General features: G+C 71.0%; 18 protein-coding genes. 9 read left to right on the forward strand and 9 right to left on the reverse strand.

The annotated features are described in order from the left end of the window. Window positions 1-492: 492 nt before the first annotated feature. The 4 genes from ASF49_RS20890 (at window position 493) to ASF49_RS20905 (ending at window position 3,991) form a co-directional block, all read left to right on the forward strand. Window positions 493-1,338, forward strand: a complete 846-nt coding sequence (locus ASF49_RS20890) for an App1 family protein (protein WP_442919041.1) — start codon at window positions 493-495, stop codon at window positions 1,336-1,338. 222 nt (window positions 1,339-1,560) lie between these two features. After that, complete coding sequence (locus ASF49_RS20895; RefSeq protein ID WP_056477647.1) at window positions 1,561-2,700, forward strand: HPP family protein; 1,140 nt, start codon at window positions 1,561-1,563, stop codon at window positions 2,698-2,700. 310 nt (window positions 2,701-3,010) lie between these two features. Then, window positions 3,011-3,622 carry a 5-formyltetrahydrofolate cyclo-ligase gene (locus tag ASF49_RS20900; RefSeq protein ID WP_056477649.1) on the forward strand — a complete coding sequence of 204 codons (612 nt, stop codon included), beginning with the start codon at window positions 3,011-3,013 and terminating at the stop codon, window positions 3,620-3,622. 15 nt (window positions 3,623-3,637) lie between these two features. Next, complete coding sequence (locus ASF49_RS20905) at window positions 3,638-3,991, forward strand: cupin domain-containing protein (RefSeq protein WP_056477651.1); 354 nt, start codon at window positions 3,638-3,640, stop codon at window positions 3,989-3,991. A gap of 4 nt (window positions 3,992-3,995) precedes the next feature. Here the strand turns inward: ASF49_RS20905 and ASF49_RS20910 are convergent, their stop codons facing one another. From ASF49_RS20910 to ASF49_RS20925, 4 genes are all read right to left on the reverse strand, one after another. Then, a complete protein-coding gene (locus ASF49_RS20910; protein WP_243214830.1) occupies window positions 3,996-4,814 on the reverse strand; it encodes a TetR/AcrR family transcriptional regulator in 819 nt (272 codons plus the stop codon). A gap of 66 nt (window positions 4,815-4,880) precedes the next feature. Continuing rightward, complete coding sequence (proC, locus tag ASF49_RS20915) at window positions 4,881-5,708, reverse strand: pyrroline-5-carboxylate reductase (RefSeq protein WP_056477653.1); 828 nt, start codon at window positions 5,706-5,708, stop codon at window positions 4,881-4,883. Next, entirely contained in the window at window positions 5,705-6,208 is a 504-nt protein-coding gene (locus tag ASF49_RS20920) for a YbjN domain-containing protein (RefSeq protein WP_055957499.1), read from the reverse strand. Before ASF49_RS20920 ends, proC begins: the two co-directional genes overlap by 4 nt. Window positions 6,209-6,512: 304 nt before the next feature. Next, entirely contained in the window at window positions 6,513-6,791 is a 279-nt protein-coding gene (locus ASF49_RS20925) for an accessory factor UbiK family protein (RefSeq protein ID WP_056477941.1), read from the reverse strand. A gap of 335 nt (window positions 6,792-7,126) precedes the next feature. On the opposite strand from ASF49_RS20925, the gene ASF49_RS20930 reads away from it, so the two are divergent. After that, complete coding sequence (locus ASF49_RS20930; protein WP_056477943.1) at window positions 7,127-7,855, forward strand: response regulator; 729 nt, start codon at window positions 7,127-7,129, stop codon at window positions 7,853-7,855. After that, complete coding sequence (locus tag ASF49_RS20935; RefSeq protein WP_056477655.1) at window positions 7,852-9,285, forward strand: ATP-binding protein; 1,434 nt, start codon at window positions 7,852-7,854, stop codon at window positions 9,283-9,285. Before ASF49_RS20930 ends, ASF49_RS20935 begins: the two co-directional genes overlap by 4 nt. A gap of 93 nt (window positions 9,286-9,378) precedes the next feature. On the opposite strand, the gene ASF49_RS20940 is transcribed toward ASF49_RS20935, so the two are convergent. Beyond that, on the reverse strand, window positions 9,379-9,648 hold the full coding sequence (locus ASF49_RS20940) for a hypothetical protein (RefSeq protein WP_056477657.1): 270 nt from the start codon (window positions 9,646-9,648) through the stop codon (window positions 9,379-9,381). A gap of 145 nt (window positions 9,649-9,793) precedes the next feature. Further along, complete coding sequence (locus ASF49_RS20945; RefSeq protein WP_056477659.1) at window positions 9,794-10,450, reverse strand: glutathione S-transferase family protein; 657 nt, start codon at window positions 10,448-10,450, stop codon at window positions 9,794-9,796. A 373-nt stretch (window positions 10,451-10,823) separates the two neighbouring features. Here ASF49_RS20945 and ASF49_RS20950 point away from each other — a divergent pair, with 373 nt between their 5' ends. Then, a complete protein-coding gene (locus ASF49_RS20950) occupies window positions 10,824-12,038 on the forward strand; it encodes a polyhydroxyalkanoate depolymerase (protein ID WP_056477661.1) in 1,215 nt (404 codons plus the stop codon). A gap of 240 nt (window positions 12,039-12,278) precedes the next feature. Here the strand turns inward: ASF49_RS20950 and ASF49_RS20955 are convergent, their stop codons facing one another. From ASF49_RS20955 to ASF49_RS20965, 3 genes are all read right to left on the reverse strand, one after another. Then, complete coding sequence (locus ASF49_RS20955; protein WP_056477664.1) at window positions 12,279-14,042, reverse strand: ABC transporter ATP-binding protein; 1,764 nt, start codon at window positions 14,040-14,042, stop codon at window positions 12,279-12,281. 248 nt (window positions 14,043-14,290) lie between these two features. Beyond that, on the reverse strand, window positions 14,291-15,643 hold the full coding sequence (locus tag ASF49_RS20960; RefSeq protein ID WP_056477666.1) for an MFS transporter: 1,353 nt from the start codon (window positions 15,641-15,643) through the stop codon (window positions 14,291-14,293). Beyond that, complete coding sequence (locus ASF49_RS20965; RefSeq protein WP_431739910.1) at window positions 15,640-16,413, reverse strand: PRC-barrel domain-containing protein; 774 nt, start codon at window positions 16,411-16,413, stop codon at window positions 15,640-15,642. The genes ASF49_RS20960 and ASF49_RS20965 overlap by 4 nt, the downstream gene beginning before the upstream one ends. A 416-nt stretch (window positions 16,414-16,829) precedes the next feature. Between ASF49_RS20965 and ASF49_RS20970 the strand changes: the two genes are divergently transcribed. Together ASF49_RS20970 and aqpZ are read left to right on the forward strand one after the other, a co-directional pair. Next, a complete protein-coding gene (locus ASF49_RS20970) occupies window positions 16,830-17,207 on the forward strand; it encodes a hypothetical protein (protein WP_056477669.1) in 378 nt (125 codons plus the stop codon). A gap of 399 nt (window positions 17,208-17,606) precedes the next feature. Then, a complete protein-coding gene (gene aqpZ / locus ASF49_RS20975; RefSeq protein ID WP_056477671.1) occupies window positions 17,607-18,347 on the forward strand; it encodes an aquaporin Z in 741 nt (246 codons plus the stop codon). The last annotated feature ends 78 nt before the right edge of the window (window positions 18,348-18,425 follow it).

Raw genomic sequence — 18,425 nt, forward strand, 5'->3', positions numbered from 1 at the left:
GCCACAGCTTCGGGCGGGAGGGTGGCACAGGCTCCGCGCAGAACCTTTGCCGGCGCCGGGCATTGAACCGGCGATGCCGAGACGGGACCCGACCACGATGACGACCCAGCCATGACCGTCCGACAGGGGGCCGCCCGGTTCGCGAAGGGCAGCTTGCGGGCGCTGCGCCTGCTGGCCAAGCCCGTCCGCCGCTCCCAGGGCCGCGCCGGAACGGTGGTGGAGACCTATCGGGGCTACGGCTCGCGCGACGAGGTCTTCCTCATCGGACGGGTCTTCCGCCAGTCGCAACGGGCGGCCAACGCCCCCGACGAGGGTTGGGCGGCCGAACTGCGCGACATCCGGCGCCGCATCACCCGCCGCAAGGTGGCGGGCGCGGTTCTCACCGCGCGCTTCTTCGGCTGCGAGGAACAGGTCGTCACCGACCGGGACGGCTACTTCCGCGTCCACCTGCGGCCGAACCTGCCCGCGCCCCCGCAGGCCTCCTGGCACAGCATGGAGCTCGACCTGGCCGGCCCCGAGCCGGTGCGGGCGAAGGGGCAGGTGTTCATTCCCTCGGCCGATTGTCGGCGGGTGGTGATCAGCGACATCGACGACACGGTCATGCGCACGGGCGTCGCCAACAAGGTGAAGATGCTGTGGCGCCTGTTCGTGGAGGATGCCGAGAACCGCGTCGCCTTCCCGGGCGCCGCCGCCCTGTACCGGGCGCTCTATGCCGGTCCGTGCGGGTCGGAGGGCAACCCGATGCTCTACGTCTCGCGGGCGCCCTGGGGCCTCTACGACATGCTCAGCGAGTTCTTCGTCATGCACCGGATTCCCGTCGGGCCGGTGCTGTTCCTGCGGGAATGGGGCCTGTCCTGGACGAGCCCGCTGCCGCGCCGGGCCGAGGATCACAAGCGCCACCTCATCGACCACATGCTGGCGCTCTACCACGACCTGCCCTTCGTCCTCATCGGCGACAGCGGCCAGCACGATCCCGAGGTCTATGCGGAAATCGTCGCCGCCCATCCGGGCCGGGTGGCGGCGGTCTACATCCGCAACGTCTCGCGGGACGCGGGGCGGCTGGAGGAGATCGCCAAGCTCGCGGAGGCGGTGGAGGCCGCCGGCAGCAGCCTGGTTCTGGCCGCCGACAGCCTCGCCATGGCCGAGCACGCCGCCGAGCAGGGCCTGATCGCCCGCTCCGCCATGGCCGAGGTGGCGCGGGAATACGGCACCGTGCCGGAGACGCGCCGGCATGCCGGCCGCACCCGCGCCCGCGCCCTGCGCAAGGTGCTCGACGGCGCGGGTCCGACGCCGCCCAACGTCATCGTCGAGCCGGGCCGGTCCGACCCGCCGGCCTGAGCCTGGGTGGAGCCACACAACCTCGGATGTGGCTTCGAAGCCGCCCGGCACAGCCGCTCGGAGCGGCCCATGCGCCGTGCCTGCCTATACGCACGGCATTCTGCCCATGCCGTTTGCAATTTAGGCCTCGCCCTATAAGATCTCTCTGGTATACCAGAGTTGTCAGCCTGCATTTTCAGCGTTCGCCCGCCACATGGGCGCCGCGCGAGCGAGGGCAGAGGAATGTCCAACACCGCCGGTCCCGACCGCCGAGCCGACACCGTGTCCGGCTTCCGCCTGTTCCGGCCGATCCTGGCCGGCGCCACCCTGCGCGAGCGCCTGATCGGCTGCCTCGGGGCCCTCATCGGCATCGCCCTGACGGGTCTGGTGAGCGGCTGGATGGTCGGGCAGGGTCCGCACATCCCGCTCATCGTGGCGCCCATGGGGGCGACGGCGGTGCTCCTCTTCGCGGTGCCGGCGAGTCCCCTCGCTCAGCCCTGGCCGATCATCGGCGGCAACACGATCTCGGCCCTGATCGGCGTCACCGCCGCCCACTTCATCCCGAACCCGGTGCTGGCGATCGGGGTCGGCGTCTCGATCGCCATCGCGGTGATGTCCTTCACCCGCTGCCTGCACCCGCCGGGCGGGGCCGCGGCGCTCACCGCGCTCATCGGCGGGCCGGCCATCTCCTCCTCCGGCTTCCTGTTCCCGTTCGTGCCGGTCTGCCTGAACTCCATCATCCTGGTCAGCCTCGGCATCGCCTTCCACCGGATCTCCGGGCGCAAGTATCCGCACGTGCCGGCGCCGCCTCCGGCCAGCCCGCACGGGACGACCGACCTGCCGGCTCCGATCCGGGTCGGCTTCAACGCTCGCGACGTCGACGCGGCGCTTCTCAATCTTCACGAGACCCTCGACATCGACCGCAGCGACCTCGACCGGCTGCTGCGGGAGGTCGAGAGCCAGGCTCTCGTGCGGGCGCATGGCAGCCTGGATTGCAAGGCCGTGATGTCCCGCGACGTGATCACGATCGGCCTGAACGAGCCCCTGACGCGGGCGCGCGACCTGCTCCTCCGGCACAACATCCGCACCCTGCCGGTGGTGGACGCGGCGGGTCGGCTCGCCGGGACCCTGGGCCTGCGCGAACTCGCCCTGCGCGGAGAGGGCGACATCGCGCAGGTGATGTCGGAGGCGCGCACGGCCAAGGCGGCCGAGCCCGTGGTCAGCCTCGTGGAGCCCCTGACCAACGGCCGCACCCATGCGGTGGTGGTGACGGGCGAGAATGACACGATCCTCGGCATCATCACCCAGACCGACCTGCTCGCGGTGCTGACGCGCCTCGTCTCCAACAAGGCCTTCGACCCGAGCGCCGCCGAGGCCTCCTGAATCGAGGGGCCGGCGGCGCATCGCCCGGCCCGTGGCGCGGTAGTTGCTAGGCAGCGTGCTCCCTCGCACCGTAGCCCCACGGGTTCGAGCCGATGCACGACGCGCCGATTCTCCTCCACCTCCTCTACGCGACCTTGATGGTCGCGAGCATGATGCTGACCTGGCAGGTCCATCGGATGCTCGGGCGGGGCTGACCCCGCTTCGGACGCCGTCCAACCGGTCACCACCCCGCTCCCAGCCGCGTTGACGAGGACCGGCTCGGTTTCGCCGAGCCCGATCTCAGCCGGTACGCGAGCATGGGAGGGGAGAGGTGGGTGACGCCTTCACAGCATCGGAGACCTCCCGGCCGACCGGGTCCGACTGGCCGGCCATCCGGCAATGGCGTCGGGCGATGCGGGCCGAGCTCATCGCGCGGCGACAGCGCATCGACTCACGGGACCGAACCTCCTGGAGCGACCGGATCACCGAACGGCTGAAAGCGCTCCTCGCCGGGCGGACGAAGCCGCTGATCGGCTTCTCCTGGCCGTTCCGCGGCGAGTACGATGCCCGGGCCTTCCTGACAGGCCTTCAGGGGCAGGGCGTGCGTCTGGCCCTCCCTGTCGTGATCGCCAAGGCGGAGCCGCTCCAGTTTCGCGAATGGCGGCCGGGCATCGCCATGGCGCGCGGCGTCTGGGACATCCCGATCCCGGCGCAGGGCGATCCGGTCCTGCCGGACATCCTCCTCGCGCCGCTGGTGGGGTTCGACGGGCGCAACTATCGTCTCGGCTACGGCGGCGGCTACTATGATCGGACCATCGCGGCCATGCCGGCCAAGCCCCTCAGCATCGGGGTGGGCTTCAGCCTGTCGCGCCTCGCGAGCATCCATCCCCAGGCCCACGATCTGCCGATGGACCTGATCGTCACGGAGACGGACCCGGACTGACGAGGGAAACACCGCATGAGCCGCCTCGCGCGTGACCCCAACCTGCTCGCCGAACTGCCCGACGCTTCGGGGAGCGAGGTCTTCACCGAACTCCTCTCCCGGCCCGGATGCCGGATCGAGCGCATCGTCTCGCAGGGTCAGGTCACGCCCCCGGACCAGCCCTATCGGCAAGCCCATGACGAGTGGGTCCTGCTCCTGGCCGGTGCGGCGCGCGTCGCACTGGCGGGCGCGGAGACGGCGCTGGCGCCGGGCGACACCCTGTTCATCCCGGCCGGGACCGAGCACCGGGTCACCTTCACCGATCCCGCCCGGCCGACGGTCTGGCTCGCCGTCCATCTGGGCGAGATCGATCCGCCTGCGGGCGGGTAGGAGCTCAGATCGCGGCGGCCGGGTCGCCCCCGAGGGGGTTGCCCGCATCTTCGTTGCGTTCGTCCGCCGCGTGGCGCGCCCGGCGCGAGCGACCGCCCCGGTCGAGGAGCGAGCGGCCGAGTGCCCGGAAGGGGGCGGTCAGGCGGCGTGCGTCGTCGGCGCGCTCCATGAAGCGCTCGCCGTTGCGGATCTCCTTGTCGAGGCGCGCCATGGTGCGGGCCAGTGCCGGATCGTCGTCGTCGAGCCAGACCTCCACCGTGCGGGCGAAGGCGATGACCACGCCCTGGAGCTTGAGGCGACCCAGCGGTCCCTCGGTGTTGATGCCGGCGGCGGCCAGCATGAAGCGGTGCGAGTTCAGCGCGACCCCGTTCAGCGCCAGCATCGAGAGCGGATCGCCGCGCAGGGCGTAGGAGATCCGGCGCAGGGCGTCCTTGTAGGGCGTCATCGCGTCGAGGCGGCGCATCAGGACGTCGAACAGGCGCTCGCGGGTCGGCTCGTCGGCCAGATCCGCGTTGTCGCCCTCCAGAACCTTGCGGTCGATGAGGCGCGACAGGCCTCCGAGCACCGCCCCCTTGGACGGGAACAGGTCGCGGAATTCGGCGAGCGACAGGCCCGCCTCCCGGGCGATGTCGCCGACCTCGATGTCGTTCCACGGCTGCTCGGCGGCGAGCCGCATCAGCGCCTCGACGGCGGCCTCGCGCGGGGGCAGCTTCCTTTCCGGCGAGGCGACCGCCACCGGCAGAGTGTCGGCGGAATCCGTCTCGGTCCTGTGTGTCTCGGGCTCGTGTGTCTCGGGCTTGGGAGAGCCGGGGCGTTTGGCCATGGTCGTGCGATCCTCGTCCAATCAGGCCTTCATGTAGGGTCGGGCCGCCGGATCGTCAGGGCCGGTTCAGCCCGCGAGGGCTCCGGCGCGGCGCCGCGCCGCGTCCACGGCCTCGCGCATCAGGTCCGGAAGGCCGCCGCTGCGCATCAGCACGGCCAGCGCCTCGGCGGTGGTGCCGCCCGGCGAGGTCACGTCCCGGCGCAGGAGTGCCGCGTCGCGGGGATTGGCCTCGAGCAGCGCGGCGGCCCCCGCGACGGTGGACCGGGCGAGGCGCGCGGCCATGTCCGCGGGCAGGCCGGCGGCGACGCCCGCCTCAGCCATCGCCTCGGCCAGGAGGAAGACGTAGGCCGGGCCGGAGCCCGAGACGGCGGTCAGGGCGTCGATCAGCGCCTCGTCGTCGAGCCATTCCACGAGGCCGACGCTGGCGAGGAGCGCATGGGCCTGCGCCCGCTGCCCGTCATCGACCTCCGCGCTGGCCACGGCGCCGGTGGCGCCCCGTCCGATGCTGGCCGGGAGGTTCGGCATCGCCCGCACGATGGCGCCGGCGCCGGGCAGGCGGTCGCGCAGGTTGGCGATGGTCTTGCCCGCCAGGATCGACACCACCAGGGTCCGAGGCCCGACGAGCGGCGCCAGCGCGGGCGCCGCACCCTCGAGCCCCTGCGGCTTCATGGCCAGCACCAGGGTCTCGGAGCGTGCGGGCGCGGCCGGGTTCAGGGCGAGCCCGCGCGCCGCGCAGAGCGCCCGCATCTCCGGCGAGGGCTGGGGATCGAGGATGGTGGTGCGGTCCGGATCGAGGCCGCCCGCCAGCCAGCCGGCGAGCATGGCGCCCCCCATCTTGCCCGCCCCCACCAGGGTGAGGGAGGCGGGGAGGGCGGAGACGGGCTGCGCGCTCACGCCTCGCCTTCGGTCTCGAACAGCACCGCGTCGAGGGCCTCGCGGGCGGACTTGCCGGCCCAGAGCACGAACTGGAAGGCCTGATAGTAGCGCTCGCAGGCATCGACCGCCGATTTCAGCATCATCGTGCACTGGCCCTGGGTCGGGGCCGCGCCGCCGGTCAGCAGCAGCGAGTGGCGGAACATCACCACGTTGTCGGTGGACCAGAGGTCGAAATGGCCGACCCAGAGCTGCTCGTTGACCAGCGAGACCAGCGTCAGGATCTCGGTGCGGCGGCGCTCGGGCACCTTGAGGTCGAAGGCGGAGGCGACGTGCAGCGCCTCCACGTCCTCGATCCAGGTGAAGGCCACGTGATAGTCGGCCCAGCGCCCGGCCACGGAGACCGACATCTCGTCGGTCTCGGCCCGGTCGAAGATCCAGTCGCGCAGCGACGCGAGGCGCTCGACGATGTCCAGCGGATGCTCGTGCCGATCGTGATCTTCGATGTGGAGTTGGGTCATGGCGGTCCAGTGTGTCGATCTTCGAAAGATCGGCGAAGTCGTTGTGAAACTCGATTCCGAGACCGATGGCACCCTGTTCCGGACTTGCGCCGCACACACCCGGACGGGGTGCTGGCCGGCGGCGATTCTGTTCGGTTCAGGGCGCTTCGGGTCGGGAGCGAATCAGGTCATGACCCACTATAGACCGTGCTGGACTCGCGTTTCAAAGCGGCCCGCGAAGCCGGTGAACAGGAAAGCGACCGTCCACCGTTCCTTCCTGTGCACAAGCGTGGCGGGGCTGGAGCACCCGCGAATCAACCTGGAATCAGATCGCCTCGCTGGCTCCGGCCACGGGTTCGGTGCCGTGTTTCGCCTCGAGCGCGGTGACCCGGGCGGCCAGCGCGTCGTTCTGGACGCGGAGCGCCGAGACGAGGTCGCGCAGCACGTCGAGCTCCTCCCGGGAGGCGATGTCCATGTCGCGGATCAGGCGCTCGACCTGGGCCTTGAACACCGTCTCCGCCTCGCGGCGCACGCCCTGCGCGGCTCCGGCGGCGTCGGTCATCAGGCGGGCGAAATCGTCGAACAGCCGGTTCGAGCCTTGCATCGTCGTCTCCCGGAGCATTGAGGCCGCCATCCGTCCGTGACGGCCACGAGACCGGCGCCTTCGGTCCCGACATAAGAATCCCCGCGCGCTCCGGCAATCCGCGCCGAGGCGTCGGTGTCCGCAAGATGTCCCGGGCAAGATGTCCCGGGCAAGATGTCCCGGACAGGATGTTTCCGTTGATGTCCGGCGGCGGGGCGCGAAACAGCCATTTACAATTCCCTGCCGCGCCGGCCCTTCGAACTCCGCGCACCCGGGCGCATAGTCGCGCGTTGAGAGATCCGCACAGGGTCCGGGCCGCCGTCCCGGATGCGGAGGGAGCCGCGATGCTCGGGACCATGACGCAGACGACCACGACCCATCCGCACATTCTCCTCGTGGAGGACGACCGCGAGATCAGCGCCCTCGTCGCCCGTTACCTGCGCGCCAACGAGTGCCGGGTCAGCCTCGCCGGGGACGGCGCGGCCATGGACAAGGTGCTGGCCGATGCGCGGGTCGACCTCGTCGTGCTCGACCTGATGCTCCCGGGCGAGGACGGCCTCAGCCTGTGCCGGCGCCTGCGCGCCACGTCCCGCATCCCGATCCTGATGCTCACCGCCAAGGCCGAGGAGATCGACCGGATCATCGGGCTCGAGATCGGCGCCGACGACTATCTCGGCAAGCCCTTCAATCCGCGCGAACTCCTGGCGCGCATCCGCGCCATCCTGCGGCGGGGCTCCGGCACGGAGACCGAGGCGGAGGAGGGTGTGCGCCGCCTGCATTTCCTCGGCTGGACCCTCGACGTCTCCCTGCGCCAGCTCCTGAGCCCGGAGGATGCGCGCATCGCCATCACGGGGGCGGAGTTCGACCTGCTGCACGCCCTCTGCCTGCGTCCCGGCCGGGTGCTCTCCCGCGACCAGCTCCTCGACCTGACGCAGGGGCGCGCGGCCGGCCCGTTCGAGCGCAGCATCGACGTCCTGATCAGCCGCATCCGCCAGAAGATCGAGCAGGACCCGCGCAGCCCCGAGATCATCCGCACCATCCGCTCCGGCGGCTACCTGTTCACGCCCGAGGTCACCCGCACATGAGGACCCGCTGGAGCCGCCTGCGCGCCCTGCTGCCGTCGAGCGTCGCCGGGCAGATCGCCCTGCTCATCGTCGCCGCCGTGGTGCTGGCGCACGCCATGGCGACGCTGGCCTTCTTCACCCTGCGCGAGCCGTGGCGACCCGACGATCATCCCGGCGTCGCCGCCAACCGCCTCGCGACGGTGGCCCGCCTCCTCGACGGCGCCAGCCCGGCCGACCGTCCGGCGCTCCTCGCCAACGCCGCCCGGATGCTGCCGACCCTGCGGATCGAGCCCTGGGAGGAGACCGATGCCGGGACCGCCGCGCCCGAGCCGGCGGGCGACGACCGGATCGGCGACCATTTCGTGGTCCAGCGCCTGCGCGACGGCTTCGGCCGCCCCCTCGCCATCACCGACCTGTGGGGGGCCAGGCGGCCGGCGGATGCGCCCGCGGGCGTGCGCGTCGGCATCGCGACCCCGGACGGCGCGCGGCTCTCTGCCGTGGTGCCCGACGACGACCGCCCGCCGATGCGCCAGGGCGCCATCATCTTCACCTTCGTGTTCCTGGGAGTGGCCGTCTCGCTGATCTGCCTCTGGGCTACCCGGGCGCTCACCGCGCCCCTGGCGCGCCTCGCCGAGGCGGCGGACGCCTTCGGCACCCGCATGAACCTGGTGGACCTGCCCGAGAACGGTCCGCGGGAGGTCGTCACCCTGTCCCGGGCCCTCGACCGGATGCGCGCCCGCGTGCGCCGCCTCGTCGACGACCGCACCCAGATGCTCGCCGCGATCAGCCACGACCTGCGCACGCCGATCACCCGCCTGCGCCTGCGGGCCGAGTTCATCGAGGACGAGCACGCACGGACCATGACCCTGCGCGACCTCGACCAGATGAACGGCCTCGTGGAGGCGGCCCTGTCCTTCGTGCGCGACGGCCACGGCCCGGAGGGCGGTGCCAGGACCCTGGTCGATCTCGCCTCCGTGGTGCAGACCGTCGCGGACGAGTTCGCCGATATCGGCGCCGATGTCGGGGTCGCCGAGACCCGCCACATCCTGGTCCAGGCCCGGCCGGACGAGCTGCAGCGCGCGATCGTGAACCTCGTCGACAATGCGGTGAAGTACGGCGGCGCGGCGCGGCTCACGGTGACCCAGACCGAGCGCGGCGTCGCCGTGGAGGTGAGCGACGACGGTCCCGGCATCCCCGAGGCGGAGCGGGACGCGATGCTCCAGCCCTTCGTGCGCGGCGACCGGGCGCGCAACCTCGACACCGCCAGCGGCTTCGGCCTCGGGCTCTCGATCGTCCACGCCATCGTGGATTCGCACGAGGGCCGCTTCACCCTGCGCAACCGGACGCCGCGCGGCCTGACCGCGCGGATCGAGCTGCCGCGGGCCGTCGCGGCCCCGGCGAACCCGCCGCCCGTTGCGAGCGACACGGGCCACCGCGCCGCCGCCGAGTAGGGGGCGACGACGCGAAAAAGGCCCGGACCTCGCGGGCCGGGCCTTACTCCGATGCCGACGCGTCGCGCCGGCTCACCTCACCCCGTCAGGGCGTCAGCAGCGCGGACCGCCCGAGGTCTGGCCGTATTGCTGGACCGGGAAGTTCTGCTGGTTGGCGTTGCCCTGGCTCGCCGAATTGCCCGCGCAGCGACCCGGAACCGGGACGTCGTAGGAGCGGATCGAGCCCGTCGTGATGTCGTCGTAGACCGAGGCCGGCACATCGCCATAGGCCGGCACGACGCGGTCGCGCGCGAAGCTTCCGGTCGCCGGGGCCGCAACGGCAAGAACAGTCGCGGCAACGAGGGCGGAAAGACGATGTTTCATCGAAAGACGATCACTCCAATGTGAGACCGGGACTGTCTATCCCTGCGTCTCGACTGCGATGAGAGTGAAATGGGCAGCGCCCTACGCGGACGACGTGCCGCCGCGCACGCGGCCATGCGGCATGGGTTTCGAGGAACGCGAAGCCTCAGAACTCCATGTCGAGTTCCTCGATCTCCTCGGGCTCCCGTGCCGCCTCGGCCGCCCATTCCTCCATCAGCGGCCAGGCCAGGATGGTGTCGCGATAGGCCTCGGCCCGCCGCGGCAGGCTGACATCGTAGGTGCGGAAGCGCGTGCAGACGGGAGCGAACATCGCGTCGGCGAGGCTCGGGGTCTCGCCGAACAGGAACGGGCCGTCGTAGCGCCCCAGGCACTCGTCGACGATGGTGACGACCCGGTCGATGTCGCCCCGCGCGCCGTTGAAGATCTTGAAGTTGCTGTGGCGCGCCTTGAGGTTCATCGGCAGGGCCGAGCGCAGGTTGATGAAGCCGCCATGCATCTCCCCCGAGATCGAGCGGCAATGAGCCCGGGCCACGGCGTTTTGCGGCAGGAACCCGGCGTCCGGCCGGATCTCGTTGAGGTACTGAGCGATGGCGAGGGTGTCCCAGACGATGATCTCGCCATGGACGAGCCGGGGAACGAGGAACGAGGGCGACAGGTGCAGCAGTTCCGCCCGGGTGGAGGCGTCGTTTCCCGAGAGGAGTTCCGTCTCGAAGTCGAGCCCGGCCATGCGGCAGACCAGCCAGCCCCGCAGCGACCACGACGAATAATTCCGGCTCGAAATCGTCAGCGTTGCCGCAGGCATCGTGGACCTCCCTGGTATTTCCTCGCCAACACGTGATCCAAGACTCGTGCCGCCGGGGCAAGCCAAGATGCAGGATGTTTCCACTCGCCCCAGCTGCCGCTCGGCCGACACGGGAGCTTTTTCCCAGCACGGAGGTTGACCTTTCACAGTCACGACCTGCGGCGACACGATGCTCACCTGTTATTCCGATGCCACGCGCGACATTTCCCACATGATGCATCAGCACAACAGCCCCGGGATATCACACGATAAGGCCGTTGCGTCCGGGCCTCGCCTGCCGCAGCCTAGTTTTCCATCGTCGGCGGCGCAGCCGTCTCGCCCGCTCGCCGCGGACGTTCCGCGATTTGACCGTTCGCGTAGGAGTTCGGGCCGCATGCTCTATCGTGCCTTCGATGCCCAATCGGACCTCGCCGACCAGACGCGCGCCTGGGGGCGCCTCGTCCACGACGCCGTCTCGCCCTGGACGGCCGCCGGCTACCGGGAGCCCCTGAACTGGTGGTCGGCCGGTGCGCGCATGATGATGCGCGCCGGACTGACCTTCTCGCGCCCGGCCTACGGCATCGACAGCGTGACGGTCGGCAACCGCGAGGTGCCGGTGACCGAGGAGGCGGCGTTCGCGACCCCGTTCGGGACCCTGTTGCGCTTCAAGAAGGACATCGACACCGAGCAGCCGCGCGTCCTCGTGGTGGCGCCGCTCTCGGGCCACTTCGCCACGCTCCTGCGCGGCACGGTGCGCACCCTGCTGCCCGACCACGACGTCTACATCACCGACTGGCACAACGCCCGGGACGTGCCGCTGAGCGCCGGCGCGTTCGGATTCGACGACTATGTCGACCACCTCGTGCAGTTCCTCCGCGCGATCGGGGAGGGCGCGCATCTGGTCGCCGTGTGCCAGCCGGCCGTGCAGGCGCTGGCCGCCGCTTCCGTCATGGCCCATTCGAGGGACCCGGCGCAGCCGCGCAGCATGACCCTGATGGCCGGCCCGGTGGATTGCCGGATCTCGCCGACCTCGGTGAACCACCTGGCCACCTCGAAGCCGATCGCGTGGTTCGAGAAGAACCTGATCACCACCGTGCCGGACCGGCACAAGGGCGCCGGGCGGCGGGTCTATCCCGGCTTCATGCAGGTCTCGGCCTTCGTCTCGATGAACGCCAAGCGCCACATCCAGGGTCACGCCGACCTGTTCTGGCACCTCGCCAACGGCGAGACCGAGAAGGCGCGCCAGATCGAAGGGTTCTACGACGAGTATTTCGCCGTCCTCGATCTTGCCGCGGAGTTCTACATCGAGACCGTCAAGACGGTGTTCCAGGACTACACCCTGGCCAAGAACGAGCTGACCTATCGCGGCAACCCGATCGACATGGCGGCCATCCGCAAGACCGCGCTGATGACCGTCGAGGGTGAGCGCGACGACATCTGCGCCGTGGGCCAGACCATGGCGGCGCACGACCTCTGCACCAGCCTGCCGCATCACATGAAGAGCCACCACCTCCAGGCCGGCGTCGGCCATTACGGGGTGTTCTCGGGCCGCAAGTGGGAGAGCCAGACCTACCCGCTGGTGCGCAACTTCATCCAGTCGCACAACTGAGCTGTCGTCGGACGGCCGCGCTCCGCTCTCCCGCGCGGCGCTCCCGTCCGACGCCCGACCGCCGCTCCGGGGCGCCGTCGGCGAGCCCGGACCCGGACGCACGGATTCCTGGAGAGAGGGTGAGGGGCACCCGGACCGGCCCCACCTGCGACGCGTCCCCGCGAACGCGAGAGATCCTGGGCCGGCCCGAGATCCGTCGGACGAGGCTACACGCGGCGCGGGTGCGCTGCGCTCCGGGCCTCAGGCGGCGGCCAGCGCCATCGACATCGATTCCTTCTTCATCAGCTCGCGATAGAAGCCGTCGAGATGGGTCAGCTTGTCGGGCGAACCGTCCTGGATGATCCGGCCGCCTTCCAGCACCACGATCCGGTCGAAGTCCCTCAGGGTCGAGAGGCGGTGCGCGATCGCGATGACGGTCCGGCCCTTCATCAGGTTGGCGAGGGCGTGGCGGATCGCTTCCTCGGACTCGGCGTCGAGGGCCGAGGTGGCCTCGTCGAGGAGCAGGATCGGCGAATCCTTCAGGATGGCACGCGCGATCGCGATGCGCTGCCGCTGGCCGCCCGAGAGCTTCACGCCGCGGTCGCCCACGATGGTGTCGAAGCCCTCGGGCAGGGCCTCGATGAAGTCCGTGCAATGGGCCGCCGCGGCGGCCTTCCAGACATCCTCGTCCGAGGCGTCGGGCCGGCCGTAGCGGATGTTCTCCCGCAGGGTGCGGTGGAACATCGAGACGTCCTGCGGCACCACCGTGATGGCCTCGCGCAGGGATTCCTGGGTGACGCGCTGGATGTCCTGGCCGTTGATCAGGATGCGTCCGCCCTGCGCGTCGTAGAAGCGCTGCAGCAGGGAGAACAGGGTCGACTTGCCGCCGCCCGACTTGCCCACGAGGCCGACCCGCTGGCCCGGCTGGAGGACAAGGTCGAAGTCTGTGAAGACGCTCCGGCCGTCCGGGTAGGCGAAGGCGACGTGGTCGAAGGTGATCTCGGCGCCGGTGCCGGTGAGCGGCTCCGCCTCCGGGTGGTCGATGAGGTCGTGCGGCTGCAGCAGGGTGTGGAGCGCCTCCGCGAGCCGGGCGGTGTGCTGGGTCGCGTCCACCAGGGCGACGGCGAGGTCGCGGGTCGCGGCCAGGATGCGGATGCCGAGGGTGCAGACGAGCACGACCTGGCCGTTCGTGGCCTGGCCGGCCTCCCACATGGTGATCGCCCAGTAGAGCAGGCCGAGCACCGCCAGCACCGTGAGGATGGCGTGCACGATGCGCAGCTTCTCGAGGTAGAGCAGGGAGGAGCGGCGCGAGCGCATCTCCTGGCCGATCGTCCCGTCGAAGCGGGTGTATTCGCGCTTGAAGGCCGAGAAGGCGCGCACCAGCGGCATGTTGCCGACGAGGTCGACCATCTCGCCGTCGACGGAGGCGGCCTTGGCGGCGAAGTCGTGGTGCAGGGGTTTTCCGGCGGCCGCCATCTTGAACATCAAGAGCACGACGGCCGCGAAGATGCCGGCGAGCACCAGGGCCATCGTGAGGTTGACGGTGCCGATGTAGAGGATCGAGCCGAAGGCGGCGACGCAGGGGGGCATCACGTTGAACACGAACATGTTCTCGACCGTGAAGATCGCGTTCGAGGTCGCGGTGATGCGCGAGGCCAGGGTGCCGGGCTGACGGTCGGCGAAGAAGGTCGGCGAGTGCCCGGTCATGTGCCGGAACAGGTCGCGCCGGATGTCGCCGGTCACGCCCACGAAGGTGAACGAGCCGACGAGGCTCGCCACGCGCCAGAGCATGTTGTCGGCTGCGATGAAGGCGATGAGGAGGGCGAGCGCGCCCCAGATCAGGCCCGCCTGCGGACCCTTGCTGAGCGCGTCGACGACGCCCTTCAGCGCGTAGTCCGTGCTGACGGAGAAGCCCACGGCGCCGAGGACGGCGCACAGGATGACGATGTGCGGCAGGGCGCGTCGGCGCAGATAGCGTCCCACGAAGGCGAACGGCCTATCGGCATAAACGCAGAGGTCTTCCATCGCGGTGACCGTCCCGGTTTCGAGGGTCCGCCCGGAATGGGGGTGGACCGGCTTCTGTTAAGGCATCCTCGCGGACCCTGGTTTCCCGCGCGTGCCCCACACACGATCTTGAGCCCCCCGGACTCGCAACGCGAAGCGGACGCAAGCGTTGCAGTGTCTGGCAGAGGTTTGCGCGTTTTAGCGTGCAAACCTGAACATCGCTTGAGCGGCAAGCGAATTCGGTGCCGCCCGAGTTTCGGTTCTTCGCGTCACGCCGCGGGAGCGCGGCGCGTCTCCGGCATGATGAGCACAACGAGGGCGAAGGCGGCGAAGCCCACGATCGCGAGGCCGAGGAAGGCGGTGTGGCTGCCGAGCCGGTCCGCCATCACGCCGGCGAGCGAGGTCGACAGGGCGGCACCGATGCCCATGGCGGTGCCCACGGCACCCAGGGCGAGGTTGAAGTGCCCCGTCCTGCGGGTGGCGTCCGAGACCACGAGCGGCACCATCACGCCGAACACCGCCGCCGAGATGCCGTCGAAGACCTGCACCGCCACCAGGAGTTCGGGGCTGTCGACGTAGGCGAAGAGCAGGCCGCGGATCGGCAGGGCGGCGAAGCCGAGGAGCAGCAGCGGGCGCCGGCCCCAACGCTCGGCCAGGCGCCCGACGGTGGGCGCCGACACCGCCAGCACGACCTGAGGCACGACGATGCAGGCGGCGATCAGGGCGGTCGCGGTCTCGCTGGCCCGCAGGGTCAGCATGCTGCCCACCAGCGGCAGCATCGCCGCGTTGGCGAGGAAGAACAGGGTCATGCAGGCGGCAAAGCACAGGAGCGCGCGGTTGGAGAGGAGGGCGCGCAGGCCGGCCCCGCTCTGCGGCGCATCGGTGTCTCCGGTGGGCTTGGCCTGGGCCGGGGCGTCGATCTCCTCGGACCGGATCCGCGACAGCGCGATCAGGGTCGGCACCATCAGGGCGGCGGTGAGGTAGAACACCGCGTCGTTCGAGAGATAGTAGCCGCAGGCCCCCATCCCGGCGGCGGCCACCGCGTTGCCGAGGGCCGAGAAGCTGGCATTGCGGCCCAGGCGCTCACCCGCCCGGGCATGGCCGACGAGGCCGATGCTGATCGCCGCGATGGCGGGGGTGAGGATGCAGCTCGCCGCCGAGTGCGCGGCCATGGCCAGCAGCACGACGAGGAAGTTCGGCCACATGGCGAGGGCGAAGGCGCTCAGCGCGATGGCCACGACCGAGAAGCCGGCGGCGAAGCGGCGCGAGCGCACCGCGTCCACGAAGGCGCCGCCGGGCACCTGGCCGAGCAGGCTGACGAGGCTGCCCACGGTGAGGGCGAAGCCGATGTCGGACTGCGTCCACTTCGCCTGGGTGAAGTACACCGCCAGGAAGGGACCGAAGCCGGTCTGCAGATTCGCCACGAAGAACGCGAACCCGTCGAGGCCGCGCGTGCTCCGGCGCGAGATCACCTTCATGTCGGCCGGGTTCTCCGCTGCCGTCGCCGGCGGGACGTCGTCCGTGAGGGCATCGCGGCGCGGGACCGGACGCGGCCGGAACTCCGGACGCGCCACCTCCCGCGGCTTGAGGGCCCGGCGATCTTTCGGGAGCGGAACCGTCATCGATCCGGCGACTTCTCGGCCGGCTTGTCCGGCGCCTTCTCGGGAGCCGGCGCGGCCGTGGGGGCCGGCACGGGCGCGGCAGCCGGCGGAAGGGCCGCGGGCGAAGGAGCGACCGCCGCAGGGGGCGCGACCGGCCCCTGGACCGGGGCGGCCGCCTGCTCGCCCTCGGCGGGCGCGGCCGGGCTCGCGGGGCCGAGCACCACGATGGGGTCGCCGGGCTTGTACTCGGGCGAGACGCGGACCTGGTTGCGGCTGAGCTGGAGCACGGGCCGGCTGGCCTTGCCGTCGTTGGTGAATCGCATGGCGCGCCAGTCCACCGCGATCTTGCGGGAGCCGACGCCGAGGAAGCCGCCGAAATCGATGATCGCGGCGCGCGGACGCCCGTCCTTGTCGAGGATGATGTCGATGATCCGGCCCATGTCCTCGCCGGTCGAGCTGCGCACCGCCTTGCCGAGGACGCCCTCGTAATCCTGGGTGTCGAGCACGGTGGCGGGCGTGCCCGTCGCGGGAGCGCCCGGGGCGGGAGACGGCGTGCCGGCGACGGGCGGCGTGCCGGGGGCGGCCGGTGCGGTCGGCTGGGCCGGTGCGTTGACCGGCGCCGGCTGAGCCGGGACCGGCGCCGCGGGCGGCGTCGGCGCGGGCGAGCCCGTCGTCACCTCGCCGGGGCCCGGCGCGGCGTCCTTGCCCGGCGCGGCCGGGGTCTCGGCGGCCGCGGAAGCGGCCAACAGGGTGATCGTCGCGGCGGCGATCATCCGGACAGTTCTGAACACGCGCGTTCCCCGAGTGGTGCGTCTCGCCGGCCTGACACAATGGCAGCTTGGGCGGCGGGTTCCGCCTGAAGGGCGGGTCCGGCCTCATTGCGCGTGGACCAAGGCGAAGTTGTGGATGGACGAGAGGACTGGACGCGCGGGCGGCGACCGCCTCCGATCGCCGATGCCGGGGAGACCCGGCCCCGGCGAAAGCAGGACGTCGCCACGTCGCGCACGACGGTCGCGCAAGAAATGGACCGGGTCGGCGCCGGTCGCGGTTCCTGGCGCGGCACTCTGGCACCGGGCCAAGCGTGGCCGCAATCCCCCTCGCGCACCGGAGCGTGTCTGGTTTTCGACAAAACCCCGTCGTACAGAGGCGGATAGGTTGAGTGGGCGTCCCGTTGCGGTCGCCGGTGTTTTTCCGAGGACCAGAGCCGATGTCCCTTCCGTCCAGAGCCTGCGCCGTCGCGCTCGTTGCCGCCGCGCTCGCCGGGTGCCAAGCGCTCGGCGGCGGTGGCGGCGTGATGCCCGAGACGGAGATCGGGCCGCCCCCGTCGATGCGCGGCTCGGTGCCGGCGCCCCAGCGCGGCCGTTCCGCCGCGGCCGATCCCGATGCCGCCCCGCTCCAGACGGCTCCGACGCGCCGGCTCAACGTGCCGACCGCCGGTGGCGGCCAGACCCGCGCGGCGGCGAACGAGGAGCGTCGCATCCGTCGCGAGGACATCGAGGGCGAGACGGCGTCCCGCTCGAGCTCCGGCGGCCTCGCACCCCAGATGGGCCAGAGCGGCAGCGTCGGTCTCGGCGGCAAGTTCTAAGCCGCGATCCGCGATCCCCGACTCGAACGACCCGCCGGACCCATGGCGGCGGCACGCGCGCGACCCGGCCGGGTCCTGCGCGCGCCGGCGCGTCGGGTCTGCGCCGCGCGGCGGCCTGCCCCAGGCTCACGGGCCATTCTTCCCTTCATCTCGATTCGACCAGTTCCCGGCCGGGCGCCGAGCATTCCGGTCCCCGGAATGGCAGTCTTCGGCATTTCTGCGCTGTCTGTAAATTTGATCGGTCCTCATTGTTGCTGGCGACTGACAGTCGTGGCATGCTCGAATATTGCGCGGGTCTGAGTCCCGCGCGCAAATTTCGATCTCGCGTCGTGCCGAGCGGTGGCGGCGAACCCGCCCTGGGATGAGCGCCTCGCGGACGCACGAGCGGGAGGCATCGTCATGGATCACGATACGATGCGGCGGGCGACCGCCGAGTTCTTCGGCACCTTCTGGCTGACCTTCGGCGGCTGCGGCGCCGCAATCCTGTCGGCGGCCTTCCCGGAACTGGGGATCGGCTTCCTGGGGGTCGCCCTGGCCTTCGGCCTCACCGTGCTCACGATGGCCTACGCGGTCGGGCACATCTCCGGCGGTCATTTCAACCCGGCCGTGACCCTCGGGCTGTGGTCGGCACAGCGCTGCGCCAACCGGCACGTCCTGCCCTACATCGTCGCGCAGGTGGCGGGCGCTCTCCTGGCCGCGGGCGTTCTCTATTCCATCGCGTCGGGCAAACCCGGCTGGGTGCCGAACGGCTTCGCGGCGAACGGCTACGGGGAGCTCAGCCCGGGCAGGTACAGCCTCGCCGCCTGCCTCGTCACCGAGGTCCTGACGACGTTCTTCTTCCTCGTCATCATCGTCGGGACCACCTCGAAGGGCGCCGCGACGGGCTTTGCCGGCATCCCGATCGGGTTCGCCCTGGTGCTGATCCACCTCGTCTCGATCCCGGTGACCAACACCTCGGTCAACCCGGCGCGCAGCACCGGCCCGGCCCTGATCGCGGGCGGCGACCATGTCGGGCAGCTCTGGCTGTTCTGGCTGGCGCCGATCGTCGGCGCGATGGCGGCGGGTGCGATGGCACGCTGGCTCTACGAGCCCGCCGACGTCGTCGACACGCGGGTGATCGAGAAGGGAAGCGCGATCTGACGGAGGGCGGGGCCGAAGCGTTCGCGGGCCGGAAGGCTCCCGCGGAACGCAGGGCTCCCGTGCCGACCCCGGCGGTTC

The organism is Methylobacterium sp. Leaf104 (genome assembly GCF_001422885.1).
Taxonomy (GTDB): Bacteria; Pseudomonadota; Alphaproteobacteria; order Rhizobiales; family Beijerinckiaceae; genus Methylobacterium.

Bases quoted from the DNA above. Each gene is read 5' to 3' on its own strand.
- ASF49_RS20890 (WP_442919041.1), top strand. From the start codon at position 493: ATGGAGCTCGACCTGGCCGGCCCCGAGCCGGTGCGGGCGAAGGGGCAG.
- ASF49_RS20895 (WP_056477647.1), top strand. From the start codon at position 1,561: ATGTCCAACACCGCCGGTCCCGACCGCCGAGCCGACACCGTGTCCGGC.
- ASF49_RS20905 (WP_056477651.1), top strand. From the start codon at position 3,638: ATGAGCCGCCTCGCGCGTGACCCCAACCTGCTCGCCGAACTGCCCGAC.
- ASF49_RS20910 (WP_243214830.1), bottom strand. From the start codon at position 4,814: ATGGCCAAACGCCCCGGCTCTCCCAAGCCCGAGACACACGAGCCCGAG.
- ASF49_RS20920 (WP_055957499.1), bottom strand. From the start codon at position 6,208: ATGACCCAACTCCACATCGAAGATCACGATCGGCACGAGCATCCGCTG.
- ASF49_RS20925 (WP_056477941.1), bottom strand. From the start codon at position 6,791: ATGCAAGGCTCGAACCGGCTGTTCGACGATTTCGCCCGCCTGATGACC.
- ASF49_RS20930 (WP_056477943.1), top strand. From the start codon at position 7,127: ATGACGCAGACGACCACGACCCATCCGCACATTCTCCTCGTGGAGGAC.
- ASF49_RS20935 (WP_056477655.1), top strand. From the start codon at position 7,852: ATGAGGACCCGCTGGAGCCGCCTGCGCGCCCTGCTGCCGTCGAGCGTC.
- ASF49_RS20940 (WP_056477657.1), bottom strand. From the start codon at position 9,648: ATGAAACATCGTCTTTCCGCCCTCGTTGCCGCGACTGTTCTTGCCGTT.
- ASF49_RS20945 (WP_056477659.1), bottom strand. From the start codon at position 10,450: ATGCCTGCGGCAACGCTGACGATTTCGAGCCGGAATTATTCGTCGTGG.
- ASF49_RS20950 (WP_056477661.1), top strand. From the start codon at position 10,824: ATGCTCTATCGTGCCTTCGATGCCCAATCGGACCTCGCCGACCAGACG.
- ASF49_RS20955 (WP_056477664.1), bottom strand. From the start codon at position 14,042: ATGGAAGACCTCTGCGTTTATGCCGATAGGCCGTTCGCCTTCGTGGGA.
- ASF49_RS20960 (WP_056477666.1), bottom strand. From the start codon at position 15,643: ATGACGGTTCCGCTCCCGAAAGATCGCCGGGCCCTCAAGCCGCGGGAG.
- ASF49_RS20970 (WP_056477669.1), top strand. From the start codon at position 16,830: ATGTCCCTTCCGTCCAGAGCCTGCGCCGTCGCGCTCGTTGCCGCCGCG.
- aqpZ (WP_056477671.1), top strand. From the start codon at position 17,607: ATGGATCACGATACGATGCGGCGGGCGACCGCCGAGTTCTTCGGCACC.